The sequence below is a fragment of the Pseudovibrio ascidiaceicola genome, from assembly GCF_900114245.1.
Classification (GTDB): Bacteria; Pseudomonadota; Alphaproteobacteria; order Rhizobiales; family Stappiaceae; genus Pseudovibrio; species Pseudovibrio ascidiaceicola.
The window spans coordinates 416,809-433,724 of sequence record NZ_FOSK01000001.1; the positions used below are offsets into that span (position 1 = coordinate 416,809).

At 51.4% G+C, this 16,916-nt stretch carries 17 protein-coding genes; 12 read left to right on the forward strand and 5 right to left on the reverse strand.

Annotated features, from left to right (window positions below; genetic code table 11):
* Positions 1-22: 22 nt before the first annotated feature.
* The 9 genes from rpsT (at position 23) to gyrB (ending at position 10,606) form a co-directional block, all read left to right on the forward strand.
* The gene (gene rpsT / locus BM231_RS02035) at positions 23-289 is read left to right on the forward strand and encodes a 30S ribosomal protein S20 (RefSeq protein WP_063294711.1); all 267 of its coding nucleotides are present in this window, start codon (positions 23-25) and stop codon (positions 287-289) included.
* A gap of 679 nt (positions 290-968) precedes the next feature.
* Positions 969-1,403, forward strand: a complete 435-nt coding sequence (locus BM231_RS02040) for a rhodanese-like domain-containing protein (protein WP_093516354.1) — start codon at positions 969-971, stop codon at positions 1,401-1,403.
* A gap of 176 nt (positions 1,404-1,579) precedes the next feature.
* Complete coding sequence (dnaA, locus tag BM231_RS02045; RefSeq protein WP_093516356.1) at positions 1,580-3,046, forward strand: chromosomal replication initiator protein DnaA; 1,467 nt, start codon at positions 1,580-1,582, stop codon at positions 3,044-3,046.
* Between the two features lie 347 nt (positions 3,047-3,393).
* Complete coding sequence (dnaN, locus tag BM231_RS02050) at positions 3,394-4,512, forward strand: DNA polymerase III subunit beta (protein ID WP_093517032.1); 1,119 nt, start codon at positions 3,394-3,396, stop codon at positions 4,510-4,512.
* A 118-nt stretch (positions 4,513-4,630) separates the two neighbouring features.
* On the forward strand, positions 4,631-5,761 hold the full coding sequence (gene recF, locus BM231_RS02055; RefSeq protein WP_063309058.1) for a DNA replication/repair protein RecF: 1,131 nt from the start codon (positions 4,631-4,633) through the stop codon (positions 5,759-5,761).
* A 167-nt stretch (positions 5,762-5,928) separates the two neighbouring features.
* Complete coding sequence (locus BM231_RS02060; protein ID WP_093516358.1) at positions 5,929-6,561, forward strand: LysE family translocator; 633 nt, start codon at positions 5,929-5,931, stop codon at positions 6,559-6,561.
* Between the two features lie 13 nt (positions 6,562-6,574).
* Positions 6,575-7,195 carry a LysE family translocator gene (locus tag BM231_RS02065; protein WP_063309060.1) on the forward strand — a complete coding sequence of 207 codons (621 nt, stop codon included), beginning with the start codon at positions 6,575-6,577 and terminating at the stop codon, positions 7,193-7,195.
* 89 nt (positions 7,196-7,284) lie between these two features.
* The gene (locus tag BM231_RS02070; RefSeq protein ID WP_093516360.1) at positions 7,285-7,908 is read left to right on the forward strand and encodes a LysE family translocator; all 624 of its coding nucleotides are present in this window, start codon (positions 7,285-7,287) and stop codon (positions 7,906-7,908) included.
* Between the two features lie 244 nt (positions 7,909-8,152).
* Entirely contained in the window at positions 8,153-10,606 is a 2,454-nt protein-coding gene (gyrB, locus tag BM231_RS02075; protein ID WP_093516362.1) for a DNA topoisomerase (ATP-hydrolyzing) subunit B, read from the forward strand.
* Positions 10,607-10,697: 91 nt separating this feature from the next.
* Here gyrB and BM231_RS02080 read toward each other — a convergent pair whose 3' ends face one another.
* The 4 genes from BM231_RS02080 to hmuQ all read right to left on the reverse strand — a co-directional run bounded on the left by BM231_RS02080 (position 10,698) and on the right by hmuQ (position 13,186).
* Positions 10,698-11,414 (reverse strand): GntR family transcriptional regulator, encoded by a 717-nt coding sequence (locus tag BM231_RS02080; protein WP_093516364.1) that lies wholly within the window; start codon positions 11,412-11,414, stop codon positions 10,698-10,700.
* Positions 11,415-11,780: 366 nt separating this feature from the next.
* Complete coding sequence (locus BM231_RS02085; protein WP_057463127.1) at positions 11,781-12,218, reverse strand: PaaI family thioesterase; 438 nt, start codon at positions 12,216-12,218, stop codon at positions 11,781-11,783.
* A gap of 118 nt (positions 12,219-12,336) precedes the next feature.
* Positions 12,337-12,741: a MarR family winged helix-turn-helix transcriptional regulator gene (locus tag BM231_RS02090; RefSeq protein ID WP_093516366.1), complete on the reverse strand. Its 405-nt coding sequence runs from the start codon at positions 12,739-12,741 to the stop codon at positions 12,337-12,339.
* Positions 12,742-12,862: 121 nt separating this feature from the next.
* On the reverse strand, positions 12,863-13,186 hold the full coding sequence (hmuQ, locus tag BM231_RS02095; protein ID WP_057463125.1) for a heme-degrading protein HmuQ: 324 nt from the start codon (positions 13,184-13,186) through the stop codon (positions 12,863-12,865).
* Between the two features lie 410 nt (positions 13,187-13,596).
* Here hmuQ and BM231_RS02100 point away from each other — a divergent pair, with 410 nt between their 5' ends.
* The 3 genes from BM231_RS02100 to BM231_RS02110 are packed head-to-tail and all read left to right on the forward strand — an operon-like array spanning position 13,597 to position 16,449.
* Positions 13,597-14,511, forward strand: a complete 915-nt coding sequence (locus BM231_RS02100) for a heme/hemin ABC transporter substrate-binding protein (protein WP_208859998.1) — start codon at positions 13,597-13,599, stop codon at positions 14,509-14,511.
* Between the two features lie 12 nt (positions 14,512-14,523).
* A complete protein-coding gene (locus BM231_RS02105) occupies positions 14,524-15,627 on the forward strand; it encodes a FecCD family ABC transporter permease (RefSeq protein ID WP_093516368.1) in 1,104 nt (367 codons plus the stop codon).
* Between the two features lie 9 nt (positions 15,628-15,636).
* A complete protein-coding gene (locus BM231_RS02110) occupies positions 15,637-16,449 on the forward strand; it encodes a heme ABC transporter ATP-binding protein (protein WP_093516370.1) in 813 nt (270 codons plus the stop codon).
* A gap of 91 nt (positions 16,450-16,540) precedes the next feature.
* Here the strand turns inward: BM231_RS02110 and BM231_RS02115 are convergent, their stop codons facing one another.
* Complete coding sequence (locus BM231_RS02115; protein WP_093516372.1) at positions 16,541-16,756, reverse strand: hypothetical protein; 216 nt, start codon at positions 16,754-16,756, stop codon at positions 16,541-16,543.
* Positions 16,757-16,916: the final 160 nt, after the last annotated feature.

The window sequence follows — 16,916 nt, forward strand, 5'->3', positions numbered from 1 at the left end:
CTGACAGATCAGGACAGAGCCCATGGCCAACACTCCTTCGGCCAAGAAGGCGGCACGTAAAATTGCTCGCCAGACGGCCACTAATAAGGCTCGCCGTAGCCGCGTACGTACATACGTTCGTAAAGTGGAAGAAGCAATTGTCGCGGGTGACCAGACAGCTGCTAACGAAGCATTCAAAGTTGCACAGCCTGAGATCATGCGTGCATCTGCTAAAGGCGTTATGCATGCGAACACTGCGTCTCGCAAAGTATCCCGCATGAATGCCCGCATTAAGGCACTCGGCGCCTAATCCAATTTTTTTGGACTAAAAGAGCCCGGTCGTATGGCCGGGCTTTTTTGTTAGCTGGATAAGCTTACCCTAGGATAAAACTGGGGCATTTTCACGGCGGATAGCCTGTGGACTAGTCTCGGAGCCTGTCAAGGAAAATTCCTAAAAAACAATGACTTGGCTCTAGGTTAAAATTGTCACAGTTGAAATGAGCAGATTCTTGGTGAGTCAAGAGATGGCCGGATAAATTTTTTTTATTCGCTTCCCGGGCCCACCATTAACCAAGCGCATATCGAGAAAGTTGTTGAGTTCACTGCTTTTTGCCGAACTTAGCCGTTGACGACATATGAGCTTGACCTTGCGTCACAGAAAGGGCATTTGCGTTTTGTAAACTTTCCGCTATTGCGGGACCAAAATCGGCTGTGTATGGTCAAGAAGAAGTCGGGTTGCTACCCGATCCCAGCATACAAGTTAGAAGAATCGAACCAGGGTCGGGCAAAGCTGGTCAGATGGCGTAAAGTCTAGGCGTTGCATTTTATAGTAATTGCAATTTAGACTACTAGAGTTGTTGCGTCATTTTGCTGCTATTGTTGCTTTTCCTTCTGATTTTTCTTGAATTTCGATTTTGAGTCTTTTTATAGTGGCTCACTCATTTGGGTGAGCAAACGTAATGCGTCTAGGTTAGTAAATGGAAGTATCTATGCATGAGTCCTATGCAGGCGATCGAAGCGTAACGGAAGTTTTCGAGAGCCTTAAAGCTGATGGTTCTGCAGTTCTTGTAGATGTAAGAACCAACGCTGAATGGACTTTCGTAGGCATTCCGGATCTTTCCAAATTGGAGAAGGAAGTCATCCTTGCTGAATGGCAGGGTTTCCCATCCAATGGCCCTCATGAGGGCTTTGCGAGTCAACTTTCTGACGCGTTGACGCAAAAAGGACTTGACCAAAACGCTGCAATCTTCTTTTTGTGCCGCTCTGGAGTTCGGAGTAAGGCAGCAGCGATCGCGATGACAGCCCTTGGCTACAAAAACTGCTACAACGTGGCAGGCGGCTTTGAAGGCGGTCATGATGCTAAAGGTCATCGAGGCTCAGTTTCTGGGTGGAAGGCTCAAGGTCTTCCGTGGAGCCAAGGATAGCTCCCAAGAAATATTAGAATTTAGCAACGGTGTGTGGGCGCCACACCGATGTGATGTTTTTGTCTAATGACAACGAAATAAAAAAGCGTCTGGTTCAACAAAGCTCGAAATGAGCGCAATAGATTTGATGGTTGAGTATCTGTGGCGGAATACTCAACGGCTGCAAGGAGGCGAGCATGCACGTTCAGGAAGCTCCAGGGCCGGAGCAATGGGATCGCGTTAAGAAACGTCTACGTGCTGAACTGGGTGAAGATGTATTCTCCAGCTGGTTTGCACGCGTAGACATGGAAGGGCACACCAACGGCACCGTTCGTTTGTCTGTTCCTACGCGGTTTTTGAAGCAATGGATTCAGTCTCATTATTCAGAGCGTCTGATGGGACTTTGGAAAAATGAATGTGATGACATTCATAAGATCGAGCTCACCGTTCGCGGTGCCGTTCGTCCCCGTCCAGCAGCGGCAAAGCCAGCTGCACGCCCAGCATTGGGTGGCAAGACTGATATGCGCCCAATTCAGGTAAATGATCCTGTTGGTCTGCGCGCAGCGTCCCCAATGCCATCTATGATGGGCGGTCGAGGTGGTCGTGCTGACCTTTCCTCTAAAGACGTACTCGAAGGGGCTTCCCTCGATCCGAAATACGTTTTCGAAAGTTTTGTTGAAGGTGAATCCAACGTTCTGGCTCTTGCAGCTGCAAAGCAAGTTGCAGGCGGCGGTGTTGTAACCTTTAACCCACTCTACCTTCATGCTTCTGTTGGTCTTGGTAAGACCCACTTGATGCAGGCGATTGCAAATCAGGCCCGTATGGCTGGTCGCCGCGTTCTGTACCTCACAGCAGAGCATTTCATGTATCGCTTCGTTGCCGCGCTTCAGGCGCAGTCTGCAATGTCCTTCAAGGAAACCCTGCGTTCTATCGATCTTCTTCTGATCGACGACATGCAGTTCCTTCATGGCAAGCAGGTGCAGCAGGAGTTCTGCCACACTCTTAATGCATTGATTGATGGTGCTCGTCAGGTTGTTGTTGCAGCTGACCGCGCTCCGGCTGAGTTAGAAAGCCTGGATGATCGCGTTCGCTCCCGCCTGGCAGGTGGTCTGGTCGTAAATATCTCCGAACCAGATTTCCAGCTTCGCCGTGCTATCATTGAAGATCGTATGCGTGCTCAGCAGCGCTCATACCCGAACTTCACTGTGCCGGACGCCGTTCTGGACTATGTTGCTCGCAACGTAACCTCTTCAGGTCGTGACCTTGAAGGTGCTCTGAACCGTCTCGTTGCACATAATCAGCTGACAAACTCTCCGGTAACTCTGGAAATGGCTGAAATCACTCTGCGTGATCTCATCCGTGCAGCTGAACCACGCCGCGTTAAAATCGAAGACATTCAGCGCGTCGTGTCCAAGCATTATAACGTCACAAAAGCAGATCTGCTTTCTGCACGCCGCACACGAACCATCGTGCGTCCGCGTCAAATCGCTATGTATCTCGCTAAGATGATGACCCCGCGTTCTCTGCCAGAGATCGGTCGTCGCTTCGGCAATCGTGACCACACAACAGTACTCCATGCAGTTCGTAAAATCGAAGAGCTCTCCAAGGCAGATAACGGTCTTGCGCAGGAGCTGGAGCTGCTGAAGCGTATGCTGGACGCCTAGGGCGCATTCCATTTGATTGGCTTCAATCAAATGACCAGCATTCGCTCAAGGAAAGCACTTAGAGCACGGTGCGTGAACGTAACGTGCTCTAATAAGCGTCTTCTACACGGGGCCATATGGACTCCTTGCAGGAATTTGGTGATTATTGGGGCGCTGCTTGCAGCGCCCCTCTTGCATTTTGAGCGCTAAACGTGCAGTTTGAACGACCCTGCACGAGGTTAAACTCGGCATAGTGGGCAAGTGCAGACCAGGTGGGCCTCTGCACTAAAACTGGGCAATTTGTATTAGTAATTCGCGGAGTTCGCTGCACCAGCGCGATGCTCCGCCCAGAAGAATGGACGTTTCGCATGAAAGTGACACTTGAGCGGACCGAGCTTTTGAAGTCTCTGACCCACGTACACCGTGTGGTGGAACGGCGGAACACCATTCCGATCCTCTCCAACGTTTTGCTGCAGGCTGAAGGTGGCAACCTGAAGCTTAAGGCAACAGACTTGGATCTTGAGGTCGTGGAAAGCATCGCGGCAATGGTTGAAACACCAGGCGGAACAACAGTGCCAGCTCACATGATCTATGAGATCGTGCGCAAGTTGCCTGATGGCTCCCAGGTTGTTTTGGAAACCTCTGGTGATGACAGCACCATGGAAATTCGCGCCGGGCGGTCCCGCTTCGCGCTGCAGATCCTGCCAGTCACTGACTTCCCTGATCTGACTGCGGGTGAGTTCACTCACAGCTTCACCATGACCGCCGGCGGCATCCGCAAGTTGATCAACAGCACTCAGTTTGCGATCTCTACGGAAGAAACCCGCTACTACCTCAATGGTATCTACATGCACTCTCTGGATATCGGAGAAGGCCTGCGTTTCCGCGCTGTCGCAACTGACGGACACCGCCTCGCTCAAGCTGAGCTTGAGGCGCCGGAAGGCTCAGAAGGTATGCCGGGTATCATCGTACCGCGTAAAACCGTTGGCGAAATTCAGAAGTTGCTGGATGATCCGGAAGTTGAGATCAAGGTTGAAATCTCTGAAACCAAGATCCGCTTCACCATTGGCGATATCATCCTGACATCTAAGCTCATCGACGGCACTTTCCCGGATTACGAGCGCGTCATTCCAAAAGGAAACGACAAGGAACTGCGCGTTGACCGTGATGCTTTCAAGGAAGCAGTTGATCGCGTTTCTACCATCGCATCTGATCGTGGCCGTGCAGTCAAAATGTCCCTGAGCGAAGGTAAGATCGTTCTGACAGTCACCAATCCGGATTCTGGTTCTGCAACTGAAGAAGTTGCAGTTGAGTACGACAACGAAGAATTCGAGATCGGCTTTAACTCTAAGTACCTGCTGGATATCGCAGCTCAGTTGGAAGCAGATTCCGCGCTCTTCACACTTGCGGACTCCGGTTCTCCAACCCTCGTTCGCGATGAAGGCAGTGATGAAGCGCTCTACGTTCTGATGCCAATGCGCGTTTAAATGTTTTGCCCTCGGTCCTAAGCCGGGGGCATTTTTCTTCTGATGCATATTCCCGAAAAATGGCAACTGATTTTCGATAGGAATATGCTCAAACTTCATGTAACCAGAAAGAGCCTGAATGTCGGATCCAGTGCCTGTGGCGCTCACTCGCCTCGCGCTAACGGATTTTCGAAACTACAGCGCAACAAGCGTTGAGTTGAACAGCCGGATGGTCGCTTTTGTCGGTGACAACGGTGCAGGCAAAACCAATATTCTGGAAGCAATCTCCTTTCTCTCCGCTGGTCGTGGTCTCCGCCGCGCAACACTGGGTGATATCGCCCGTGCTGATGGAACAGGTGGTTGGGCCGTTAGCGCGATTTTAGATGGCGAATTTGGCGAGACCCGCATCGGCACAGGTTTAACTGCCGGAGAACCCGGACGCCGCGTCCGCATTGATGGCGAAGAAGCCCGCTCATCAGAAGCTCTCTTGGAATACCTTCGCGTGTTGTGGCTGGTCCCCTCCATGGACGGTTTGTTCACGGGCTCAGCCTCTGATCGACGTAAATTTCTTGATCGACTGGTCCTTTCCCTCAATCCATCTCATGGCAGAATGGTCGCAAGCTTTGAAAAAGCACTGCGCCAGCGAAACCGCCTGCTGTCTGAAGGCGGAACGCCCGAGTACCTTGATGCCATCGAAGCGCAAGTTGCTGAACTGGGAACCGCTGTCGCTCTGGCTCGCAGTGAAACTGTCAGCCTTCTGGCCAAAACGCTGGAAGTGCAAAAACAGCTTGGCCTCCCCTTCCCGTCCGCAGAAATCCACCTGCAAGGCGCGTTTGAAACCGCAACTATCGGCATGAGCGCGTCAGACCGGGAAGACTGCTATCGGGATTTGCTGGTGGAAGGACGTTTCCGGGACCGCGCCGCAGGGCGTACTCTGGATGGCCCGCACCGCTCAGACCTCTATGTAGTCCATAGCGAAAAGCAAATGCCTGCGGCTCAAGCTTCAACCGGAGAGCAAAAAGCCTTGCTGATCGGCTTGGTTCTGGCACATGCCGACCTCACCTCATCGATCTCCGGTATGACCCCAATCCTGCTGCTGGATGAAGTCGCCGCCCATCTGGATCCGGGCCGCCGCGAAGCGCTCTTTACACGGTTGGAAGCTCTGGGTGGTCAGGTCTTCATGACTGGGACTGACGAAAACCTCTTTAAAGATCTGCCAACGGCTGCACAGATCTTCGAGGTTACGAACGGCGGCATTGCGCTAAGCTAAAAGCGTTATGATTGAGCTGGCTTGAAGACAAACCGTTTTTATCTCGCTTGTCAGAGAAAAATCCTTGTGATTATTCTTAGAAGGTATTCAGGAAAAGCAGAGACAAGCTTTCCGATGCGAATACGCAAACTGCGTTCAACGCCCTATCTCTGACCTAAGTGATCCCTATGGACTTGCAAATTCTCCTCGTTTTCGGGGCAACTCTGTTTGTTGTCGCCATTACACCAGGCCCTGCGATTACGGCTCTGGTTTCACGTACACTTGGTTTTGGGCTGCAAGGCACGCTCACTTTTGTCTCTGGCATGCTGATTGGCAGCATGTGTTTGTTTATTCTGGCAATCCTGGGTCTGGCGAAACTAGCAAGCACCTACGTGCTGGCCTTCACCATCGTCAAATACGCGGGCGCTGCTTACCTGCTGTTTCTAGCCTGGAAGCTCTGGCGAGCCAGCGGCCTCCAGACAACTCAGGCAAATGAAGATACCGTCCATGTGCAGCAAAGCAGCAAAGGCAGTGCCAAAACGCTGGTCTCTGGCATGTTGATCACGCTTTCCAACCCTAAAGGCTTGCTGTTCTACGCGGCATTGATGCCAAGCGTGGTGCCTATGGAAACCATCACGACCATTGGTTTGGTTGAATTGATGTTTGTTACGCTTGCTGTGTTGTCACTGGTCTTTGCAATCTATATTGGTGTGACCGTACGGGCACGAAGCCTCCTGACCTCAGAAAAAGCCGTAAAACGATTGAATAAGAGCGCGAGTGTCGCAATGTTTGGCACCGCTGCTGCAATCGTGGCGCGATAAAAAGAGCAATAAAATGGAACTAGCAGTTCTTTTGTTTTTTGCAGGAACCTTGTTCGCTGCAGCCATCACACCGGGCCCCGGCATTGCCGCTTTGCTCGCCCGTATTTTCGGACAAGGCATGCGTGGCACACCTATGTTCGTTGTCGGTATGATCTGTGGTGATCTGTTCTGGTTCACGCTTGCAATCATGGGGCTGGCAGCTATTGCGACCAACTACGCGATCATTTTCATGGCGCTTAAATGGGTTGGAGCTGCCTATCTGCTTTACGTCGCCTGGGGTATGTGGAACTCAAAAGGCGTAACGCCAACGCAAGATGGTGATGCAGCTGTGGAGGCGTCCTCACGTTTCACAGCCTTGCTTGCTGGCCTCTCCATGAACCTGTCCAACCCAAAGGTCGTGATCTTCTACATGGCGCTGATGCCGAACATCGTGCCCATGGATAAGATCAATCTGCTGGCTTATTGGGAACTGGCTGCAACCATGGCCAGTGTGTTGTTCATCGTTTTCGGCATCTATGCCTATCTGGCAGTCTCTGCAAAGAAGCTGATTTCGTCGCAAAAAGCATTCCAGCGCCTGAACAGAGGTTCCAGTGTGGTGATGGTCGGCGTGGCAGCAACTATGGTGACCCGCTGAGCAATCAGCTCTTAAATACGGCGCTTGCAGAAGAATGTGGCGCCGTATACTGAAGGCGCTCGTCACCACGAAAGAACTGCTGCAGTTTTATGGATGTAACCAGTCTTGCCCTGTTTGGCGGCACGCTTTTCACACTAGCAATCATTCCCGGCCCTGCCGTTTTTGCGATCATTGCCCGTGCGATGAGCTTTGGCAGCAGCGGTGCAGTGCTGTTCTGTTTGGGCTTATTGAGCGGTGATCTGCTCTGGTTTTCGATGGCTGCACTGGGACTAGCAGCAATTGCCAGTAGTTTCTCCGAGGCATTCGTGGTGTTGCAGTGGCTTGGTGCTGCGTATCTCACCTACATTGCATGGGGCATCTGGAAGAGCGCAAATGCAGCTCCTTCTGAGGAGTACAGCAACTCAATCCCACCACAATCTTCTGCGAAGACATCTTTGTTTGCTGGGCTACTGTTCAACCTGTCAAACCCCAAGGCAATCATGTTCTACCTCGCGCTGATGCCCAATTTGGTCAGTGTTGAGGAAATGAACCTGCTGGGCTTTGTTGAACTCGCCGCTGTGCTGTCAGCTATCTTGCTGATCATCAACGGTGCCTATTCATTGCTGGCAGTCAAATTTTGCCAGTTCTTGAGGTCAGAAAAGACGATGTCCTTGATTAATCGACTGGCCTCTCTGGGACTTCTAGGCATCGCAGTGCTGATGATTACACGGTAGCAAGAACACCAATAAGTCGTTCCAATTTTCGGAAAATGCCAGGCACAAAAATGAAAACTTGGGGTGCTAATCGTGCAAGCAAATCCACGGGATGCACGCTAAGGAAATTATCCCCCCTTAAAAATAGTGTTTATGCAATATTTCCCTTGGTTTACGAGCGGTTAAACTCCCAGATTGCTTGAACCATTTGCCCAACCAATTATAACATGAACCCTAATGAAAACCGTTGTGTGAAGTGATTCGAATGAGCGAAACGTCGACCCCTGAAAATGGCGGACCTGAGCAGGAAAATGGCGCAGGTGAATACGGTGCAGATTCCATCAAAGTGCTGAAGGGCCTGGATGCTGTACGTAAGCGTCCTGGCATGTATATCGGTGACACTGATGATGGATCCGGCCTGCACCATATGGTCTATGAGGTTGTCGACAACTCCATCGATGAAGCGCTGGCCGGTCATGCTGATTATGTGACTGTTACGCTGAATGCTGATGGCTCTGTCACGGTGACCGATAACGGACGCGGTATCCCGGTAGATATTCACTCGGAAGAGGGAATTTCTGCAGCCGAAGTTATTATGACCCAGCTCCACGCTGGTGGTAAGTTTGACAGCAACTCCTACAAGGTATCCGGCGGTCTGCACGGTGTGGGTGTTTCTGTGGTGAACGCACTATCCACGACGCTGGATCTGCGCATTTTCCGCAATGACAAAGAGCACTTCCTTCGCTTCCATCACGGTGAAGCTGAAGCTCCTTTGAAAGTTGTCGGCGACGCTCCGGGCAAGTCCGGCACTGAGGTGACCTTCACCCCGTCTCCTGAAACCTTCACCAAAATTGAATTTGATTACGACACCCTTGAGCACCGCCTGCGCGAGCTGGCCTTCCTCAACTCCGGTGCCCGTATCATCCTGACAGACAATCGTGGTGTTGAGCCTCGCGTTGAAGAGCTCTACTACGAAGGTGGTCTGGAAGCATTCGTCCGTTATCTGGACCGTGCAAAGCATCCGCTCATTGAAGAGCCTGTTACAATGATGGCCGAAAAAGACGGCATCACTGTAGAAGTGGCCATGTGGTGGAACTCCAGTTACCATGAAAACGTTCTGTGCTTCACAAACAACATCCCACAGCGTGATGGTGGTACGCACCTTGCTGGTTTCCGCGCCGCTCTGACACGTCAGTTGACCGGCTACGCAGATTCTTCAGGGATCCTGAAGCGTGAGAAAGTAAACCCAACTGGCGAAGATTGCCGTGAAGGCCTGTCCTGCGTGCTTTCTGTGAAAGTTCCGGATCCAAAGTTCTCCTCCCAGACCAAAGACAAGCTGGTTTCTTCAGAAGTCCGCCCGGTGGTTGAGAACCTCGTTGGTGAAGCGCTTTCTACTTGGCTGGAAGAAAACCCAGCTCCGGCAAAGTCCATTGTTTCCAAAGTGGTGGAAGCAGCGAGCGCGCGCGAAGCTGCTCGTAAAGCTCGCGAGCTCACGCGCCGCAAAGGCGCGCTGGATATCGCATCCCTACCCGGTAAGCTGGCCGATTGTCAGGAGCGCGACGCTTCTAAAGCTGAACTCTTCATAGTGGAGGGTGATTCCGCGGGTGGCTCTGCCAAACAGGGCCGTGACAGATCAAATCAGGCCGTGCTCCCGCTGAAGGGTAAGATCCTGAACGTCGAACGCGCACGTTTTGATAAAATGATCTCCTCGCAGGAAATCGGCACGCTGATCACTGCATTGGGCACAGGTATCGGCAACGAGGAATTCAACCTCGAAAAACTCCGCTACCATAAGATCATCATCATGACCGATGCGGACGTCGATGGTGCGCACATTCGTACGCTTCTATTGACCTTCCTCTTCCGTCAGATGCCTGATCTGATCGAGAATGGCTACGTCTACATCGCGCAGCCTCCGCTTTACAAGGTCACGCGCGGCAAGTCCGAGCAGTACCTGAAAGATGAGGCGGCCTTTGAAGAATACCTGATCGGCAGTGGTCTGGATGAGACGTCCCTCAGCCTTGCAAGTGGCGAAGTGCGCATGGGTGAAGACCTGCGCAGCGTCGTGAACGAGGCTCGTGAAATCTCCGACGTTCTCAACGGCCTGCATTCCCGCTACGACAAAGCTGTTGTCGAGCAGGCTGCAATCGCCGGTGCACTGAACTCCGACAATCTGCACAACCACGAAAAAGCACAGGAAGCTGCTGCTTACATCGCGCGTCGCCTGGATATTCTGGCTGACGAGTTTGAGCGTGGTTGGGAAGGTGAAGCAACTGAAGAGGGTGATCTCATCTTCAGCCGTGTTGTTCGCGGCGTGAAAGAAGTCACCACGATTGATGCTGCCCTGCTCGGTTCAGCAGACGCTCGTCGTCTCGACAGCTACTTCAAGCATCTGGATGAGGTCTATCATAAGGCTGCATCCTTGGTGCGCAAAGACAAGTCTGTCGAAATTCGCGGCCCACAAGCCCTTCTGGAAGCTGTTTACGCGCAAGGGCGTCGTGGCATTTCCATGCAGCGCTATAAGGGGCTGGGCGAGATGAACCCAGAACAGCTCTGGGAAACCACGCTGGACCCGAATGTACGCTCTTTGCTGCAGGTGAAGATCAAGGAAGCTGACGCAGCTGATGACATCTTTACCAAGCTGATGGGCGATGAAGTTGAGCCACGCCGCGACTTTATTCAAACCAACGCTCTATCCGTTGCCAACCTCGACGTCTAAGCAACGCGTAAGCATAAGAAACAACAAAAGCCGGATGCTTCTGCACTCCGGCTTTTTTCATGCCCAGCTCCAGCTTAAGGCTGGCGACGGTCTAAATGGAAAGGCTGAGGAAGGTGTGCTCTGACATCCAGCGGTCAAACAGGAAGCTCACATGCCCACGCGCAGCGTTTGCAGCTTCTTCAGGGGTGCCATTGCAGTGCGTTTCGATGATCGCAATATGCTTTTCATGGATGTCTTCACCATTGAGTGGAATGTCTCTGTGAGACAGCGTCACACGATGCATATGGAGCGCACAACGTTCCAGAATAGGCTCTAGTCCACGTAAGTTTGCCTGACGAAACAGAGTCGCATGGAAGAGACGGTCATAAGCGCTGCAGAGAAACACCTCGTTGTCATCGGCTGCCTGGCACATCGCATCCAGAATTTCAAAGAGCCGATCGCGCGTCTCACCTGAAATGTTAGAGGCAATCATTCGGCCGGCTTGCTCTTCCAGCTGCATGCGAATTTTGACGATCTCGACAGCTTCAGCGCGGCTGATACCTGCAACGCGAGTGCCTTTGTAATCGTGTCGAACCACCAAGCCCGATTGCTGAAGTTTAAGCAAGGCCTCACGTACAGTTCCTTGCGCGCAATCACACGCATCAGCTACCGTCTGTTCTGCAATTGCTTCACCAGGCTTGAGAGCACCAACGATGATTTGCTCTTCCAGGTAAAGATAGACAGCGTCACTTTTACGATTGCTGGTGGATGACCAGGGAGAAATTCCAAAGCGAGAAACGAGGGAGCGGTCCGAGATCGAGTGCAGCATGACAGAAAGCGCTTTTTTTTGGATAGAGACGAATCCGAGAGCACATTACACCAAATAGCTTCGGATTTCTCATCACAGGAACACCATAAGCACGTATAGCGTGTAAACTATGTTACGTGCAATTGTAAAATATAGTTCCTTAGGGGGAGGGCGTATTGTTGCGCTCTTTATTGTAAGTGTTATTTAATCGAATAAAAAGACATAATTTCAAGGCTATAAATTCTAATTAATCGGCAGTTTTGAAGAGTTTCAACCAATGGAACAGAAAAAATAGCAGACAAAAATAAATTAATTTAGCCAGCTAATTTGTCCACAAAAGAAGGAGCACATAGAGGCGATTATGTGCTCCTATCCAAAACTATGCGATCAGGATTCTGGTTTGATCATCACAGTTCCAGAAGCGTAGGCGTAAATTTTGCCTTCTTCGTCGACGATTTCTCCGGCAGAGATCCCGGTCTGACGCGTCATGCTGACCACGCGGCCTTCAGCGTATAGAACCTGCCCTACCTTAATGGGACGTATGTACTTGACGTTGAGTTCTGAGGTGCCGCGGAAATTGAAGGCATCTTTGAGCTTGGTCTGAACCGCAAGAGAAAGCACCGAATCCAGTGCTGTCGCCGCGTAGCCGCCATGCACCGTCCCGCCTGGGTTGAGATGATCATTCGTTGGCATACATTTAAAACGAACCAGACCATCCTCAATGCAATCTAGGTCTACATTCATGGTTTCTGCCATTGGCGGACGATTGCCCGCTTTCTGCATGGCTTTCAGGAACTCCAGTCCTGACATCACTTTTACGTCCATCTTTCCAATCCGTCCTATTGAAAATCTTTGAGATAAAGGCGTAATCCTGCAAATGATTGCTGGTGTTCAATCAGATTACGCGATGAAAACAGTGCTCAAATGAGTTTGAGCACCCGGCCTAAAGGCGGGCGAGAAGTGCTTTGAGATCGCCCCTCTCACGATCACTCAGCTCCGCAAGAAATTTGGCGTTCGCGTCTTCGGTTAAACTGTCAAGAATTTCGGAAACTTCCTGACCCTGTTCGGTGAGGAAAATATGCTGGGTTCGTCGATCTTCCGGACTTGCCTTACGCTCCAGATATCCGGCAGGGCAAAGTCGGTCCAGCACACCGGTAAGCGTTGCATTGTCCAGCTCAGCGGCCTTGCCCAATTGAGATGTTGTGCATCCGTCCTGCACAGCAAGGGCTTGCAACACAATGGATTGGACCGGTGTGAGGCCCAGTTCTTCCAGTTGCTTCTTATAAAACCGCGCACCGCTTCTGGCGCTGCGGGAGAGCAGATAAAAAATGCAATTATCTAAGCGCATCACGGGCACTCCATTAATTTTGCATACAAATAATTTGCATGCAAAATATATAAGCGCAATTGATACTTTGGACGGGGAGAAAGGAAGCTACAGCAGTTTGCAGCTTCCAGTCAGGAAGGCTTTAAGCGACTTCGCGGGTCTCGGTCAGGATGACTTCAAAGCCTTCAAAGTGTGGGCCGCCCAGATAGAAGTTCATGCGGGTGCCAGCGCCTTTATGGGCAGATGCAAACGCTTCAGACTTCGTCCAGCCGACAAAATTCTCATAGGTATCCCAAGTGGTATGGGATGCATAAAGGGTATGGTCTTCAGCTGTCTCGCCTTTGAGCATACGAAATTCGATGTAGCCGGGAACGGAGCTCAGGTGACGCTCACGATTTTTCCAAACGGTTTCAAACTCTTCTTCTTTGCCCCGCACCACGCGGAAACGGTTCATTGCGATGTACACGCCGGAACTCCTTAGCCAATTAGTACATGAGCCTTTCCAATCAAAAGCTCAGCAAAGTTTCAGGTCTTCAGAGCCACTCTCAAAACACATACCACAATAGGAATGGGAGGGGTATGCGGAGGCTGGCTAGCGATTTAAACCGCTTGGCTGGCAAAATGGTCTTAACGATGCGCCTTAAAAGGCTCTCGACCTGCGTATGTAGAAAAATATGAATTTAATAGTCAAGTATTATTTCTTATATTTGCCTGTCTTCCTCCTAGTTCAATTTAGAGATTGACCCGATAAATAAATATGAGTATTTCACTCATGTTATTTTGAAAGATAGCGTTTTACGAACTGGGCGAATTTGGGAAGCCAGAAGCCACTCATGCCCGAAGGAATGAAATACCTCCTCTCAAATGGGTGCTACCATGCGTGTTCTAACCAGAGCCCTCGATTCATTTTCTCTCATGCTTCCTTATGCAGCTGCTGCGCTCCTGAGCTTGTTCTTTGGAATGTTCATTGGTCAGGTCCAAGCTGAAGATCTGCAAAAAGATCAGCGCATTATCTCGATCGGGTCCTCGCTGACAGAAATCGTCTACGCTCTGGAAGCTCAGGATCGGCTGGCTGCTGTCGACACAACAAGTCTCTATCCGGAGGAGGCAAAAAAGCTTCCCAATGTGGGTTACATGAGAGCTCTCAGCGCAGAAGGGGTGCTCGCAGCCAATCCAGATCATATCCTCATGATGGAAGGTTCTGGCCCACCAACAGCGGTGGATGTCCTCAAAGCAGCCTCCATCAAACTGACGGAAGTGAAAGAAGTTTATTCCCCGGAAGGCATTCTTGAGAAAATTGATATTGTCGGAAACGCATTACAGCTTCCAGACGAAACGAAAACACTGAAAGCGAAAGTCAAAGCGGACCTTGATGAGGCTATTGCCTATGCACATCAGCAGGCAAAACCGCTCAAAGTTGTCTTTGTCATCTCTGAGGGCGGTGGAAAGCCGCTGGTCGCAGGCCGCGAGACAGGTGCTCATGCCGTGATCGGACTGGCTGGCGCAACCAACGTGTTTGCAAACCTGCGCGGATACAAACCAGTCTCCAAAGAAGCGCTGATTGCAGCGGCTCCTGATGTTGTGATGATGATGTCTCGTCCGGGTTCAAGCGGTCAGTCAGCAATTCTCAAAGAGCCAGGCTTCAACCTCACCCCAGCAGGCCTAAATGGCAATCTCATTGTCATGGACGGCGTCTACCTCCTTGGCTTTGGCCCTCGCACAGCGCAAGCACTTCGCGACCTGAGTGATCGCTTTGTGAAAATCGCAGCTATATCTGACGCAAAGTCGTGAGGTGAGGTGGCAATGAGTGAGATGACACTGTCCGAAGCGTTCAAGTCACCAGTAACCCCAGCACGAACAAGCAGAGAAGTCTGCCAGCAGTACGCTGTTAAGGCACTAACGGTGCTGCTCCTGATTATCTGCTTCGTATCTCTGGCTGTTGGGCCAACTGAGGTATCTGTCTCACACATATTCGGTGCAGTTAATTACTGGCTCTTTGGTGATGAAACAGCGCTCACTCTCCGAGACAAAGTCGTCCTGATGGACATTCGGATGCCAAGAACGGTACTCGGATGTCTGGTTGGCGCCTCTCTTGCTGCCTCCGGTGCAATGATGCAGGGTCTGTTCCGAAACCCTCTCGCCGATCCGGGATTAGTGGGGGTTTCATCTGGTGCAGCCCTCGCAGCAGTCTGCGTGATCACTCTGTCCTCCAGCTTGCCTGCATGGATTTTAGATGACTATTCGGTCTACCTTCTCCCATGGGGAGCCTTTGTCGGTGGTGCCGCAACAACCACCCTGCTCTACAAAGTCGCAACCCGTCGAGGTCAAACCTCCATCGCGACCATGCTGCTGGCAGGTATTGCACTTGGCGCATTGTCTGGTGCCATAACCGGGTTTCTCGTTTTTGGCAGCACAGATGCAGAACTCAGAGACCTGACATTCTGGGGCATGGGTGGACTGGGAAGTTCCACATGGCCAAGAGTCTGGTCCACGCTTCCCTTTGCTCTGGCTGTGCTCGTCTCTCTCCCATTCATCGCCAAGGGCCTGAATGCATTTTTGCTGGGTGAGGCTGAAGCCTTTCATCTTGGCTTCAACACACAGCATCTCAAGCGTTTGATCATTGTTCTGGTTGCAGGTGCAGCCGGAGCTTCAGTTGCAGCAGCTGGTGCAATTGGTTTTGTTGGGATTGTCGTGCCCCACGTCTTGAGACTGGTGATTGGACCAGACCACCGCTTCCTCCTTCCCTCCTGCGCATTGCTCGGAGCATCCTTATTGGTTGCTGCGGATGTTGTCGCTAGAACGGTGGTCGCGCCCGCCGAGCTGCCAATCGGCATCATCACAGCAATCATTGGTGCGCCTGTGTTCCTTTCCATCCTGCTTGGCCGCAAAAACCAAGTCCAATTGTGAGGATCTCAGATGCTTGAGGCAATAAACATCACAGTATGCGTTGGCACAAAAAAACTGCTCCGAGACGTCTACTTCCGCAGTTGTCCGGGAGAGTTGACGGTAATCATCGGTCCCAACGGTGCAGGCAAGTCGACGCTTCTCAAATGCCTGACGGGCGATCTGTCACCATCTGAAGGCGACGTAATGCTGGATGGCACGTCTATCTGGTCAGTTCCGGCAATTGAGCTTGCAGGCCGCCGTGCGGTGTTGCCTCAAAGCTCACAGCTATCCTTTCCATTCTCAGTCGAGGAAGTTGTTATGCTGGGTCTGGTCTCCGGCAGACACGGCCTTAGCGCAAAGCAACTACGCCCACGCGTTCTGGAAGCTCTGGATCGTGTCGGTCTCATGTCCTACCTGAACAGATACTATCAGGAGCTGTCCGGCGGCGAAAAACAACGTGTTCATTTGGCTCGTGTGCTCTGTCAGGTTTGGGAACCAAGACAAAATGGTCGTGCCAATTATCTGTTTCTGGATGAACCGACCGCGAGTTTGGATCTAAAGCATCAGATCGACGTACTGGAGACAGGACGTAAGTACGCCAATGAAGGTGGCGGTGTTATCGCAGTCCTTCATGATATTGATCTGGCTTGCGTCTATGCCGACAAGATCTTCGTGCTGAACCACGGCAATCTGGTTGCCCACGGCACGCCGCAGGATGTTGTGACAACCGACCTGCTCCGCTCGGTCTACCACCTTGATGACCGAATGTTGGAAACCAAGTGGGGCCATCTGGCGAAAGGCCAGAACCTCGGAAAGTCTTGGTCAGAGCTACGTCCCTCTTGAGTTAAGTGCATTATGCTCCACAGCCTGCGCTCACAGATGGGCAGCGTAGGCTGTTTGTCACTCGGTCGAACCAGAAGCAGCACAACAACCCTTAAAGATCATCACGTCGCTTAAGGCGCCTTTTCTCGATCCTCTCTTCTTCCTCATTGATGAGATTAAGCGGATGAAGCGAAAACTCGCCTTTGATCGGTGCTTTGCGCTTGAGCACTCTGGAGCGAGCCGCCCACCTGTTTTTCACGGCAAGAAACAAGAGTGCAATGGATGTAAAGCACAGAGCCAAAGCCATGCTCATAGCGATTGTGGCCATAGCTTCCTCCCAGAATAAGCTAGTCACCATTCTCATTCTGAGGGCAAATGCGGATCACTAAAATCAGCAATGTATGCGGGTAGAATTTTAGGGATTGTTTAGGCAGTCTGAGTCGGAAGCCTAATGGTGTGTGCAGCACATGTGATATCCGCATAATTCA

Excerpts from the sequence above, each read along its gene's own strand:
- rpsT (WP_063294711.1), top strand. The coding sequence starts at position 23 with ATGGCCAACACTCCTTCGGCCAAGAAGGCGGCACGTAAAATTGCTCGC.
- BM231_RS02040 (WP_093516354.1), top strand. The coding sequence starts at position 969 with ATGCATGAGTCCTATGCAGGCGATCGAAGCGTAACGGAAGTTTTCGAG.
- dnaA (WP_093516356.1), top strand. The coding sequence starts at position 1,580 with ATGCACGTTCAGGAAGCTCCAGGGCCGGAGCAATGGGATCGCGTTAAG.
- dnaN (WP_093517032.1), top strand. The coding sequence starts at position 3,394 with ATGAAAGTGACACTTGAGCGGACCGAGCTTTTGAAGTCTCTGACCCAC.
- recF (WP_063309058.1), top strand. The coding sequence starts at position 4,631 with ATGTCGGATCCAGTGCCTGTGGCGCTCACTCGCCTCGCGCTAACGGAT.
- BM231_RS02060 (WP_093516358.1), top strand. The coding sequence starts at position 5,929 with ATGGACTTGCAAATTCTCCTCGTTTTCGGGGCAACTCTGTTTGTTGTC.
- BM231_RS02065 (WP_063309060.1), top strand. The coding sequence starts at position 6,575 with ATGGAACTAGCAGTTCTTTTGTTTTTTGCAGGAACCTTGTTCGCTGCA.
- BM231_RS02070 (WP_093516360.1), top strand. The coding sequence starts at position 7,285 with ATGGATGTAACCAGTCTTGCCCTGTTTGGCGGCACGCTTTTCACACTA.
- gyrB (WP_093516362.1), top strand. The coding sequence starts at position 8,153 with ATGAGCGAAACGTCGACCCCTGAAAATGGCGGACCTGAGCAGGAAAAT.
- BM231_RS02080 (WP_093516364.1), bottom strand. The coding sequence starts at position 11,414 with ATGCTGCACTCGATCTCGGACCGCTCCCTCGTTTCTCGCTTTGGAATT.
- BM231_RS02085 (WP_057463127.1), bottom strand. The coding sequence starts at position 12,218 with ATGGACGTAAAAGTGATGTCAGGACTGGAGTTCCTGAAAGCCATGCAG.
- BM231_RS02090 (WP_093516366.1), bottom strand. The coding sequence starts at position 12,741 with ATGCGCTTAGATAATTGCATTTTTTATCTGCTCTCCCGCAGCGCCAGA.
- BM231_RS02100 (WP_208859998.1), top strand. The coding sequence starts at position 13,597 with ATGCGTGTTCTAACCAGAGCCCTCGATTCATTTTCTCTCATGCTTCCT.
- BM231_RS02105 (WP_093516368.1), top strand. The coding sequence starts at position 14,524 with ATGAGTGAGATGACACTGTCCGAAGCGTTCAAGTCACCAGTAACCCCA.
- BM231_RS02110 (WP_093516370.1), top strand. The coding sequence starts at position 15,637 with ATGCTTGAGGCAATAAACATCACAGTATGCGTTGGCACAAAAAAACTG.
- BM231_RS02115 (WP_093516372.1), bottom strand. The coding sequence starts at position 16,756 with ATGGCCACAATCGCTATGAGCATGGCTTTGGCTCTGTGCTTTACATCC.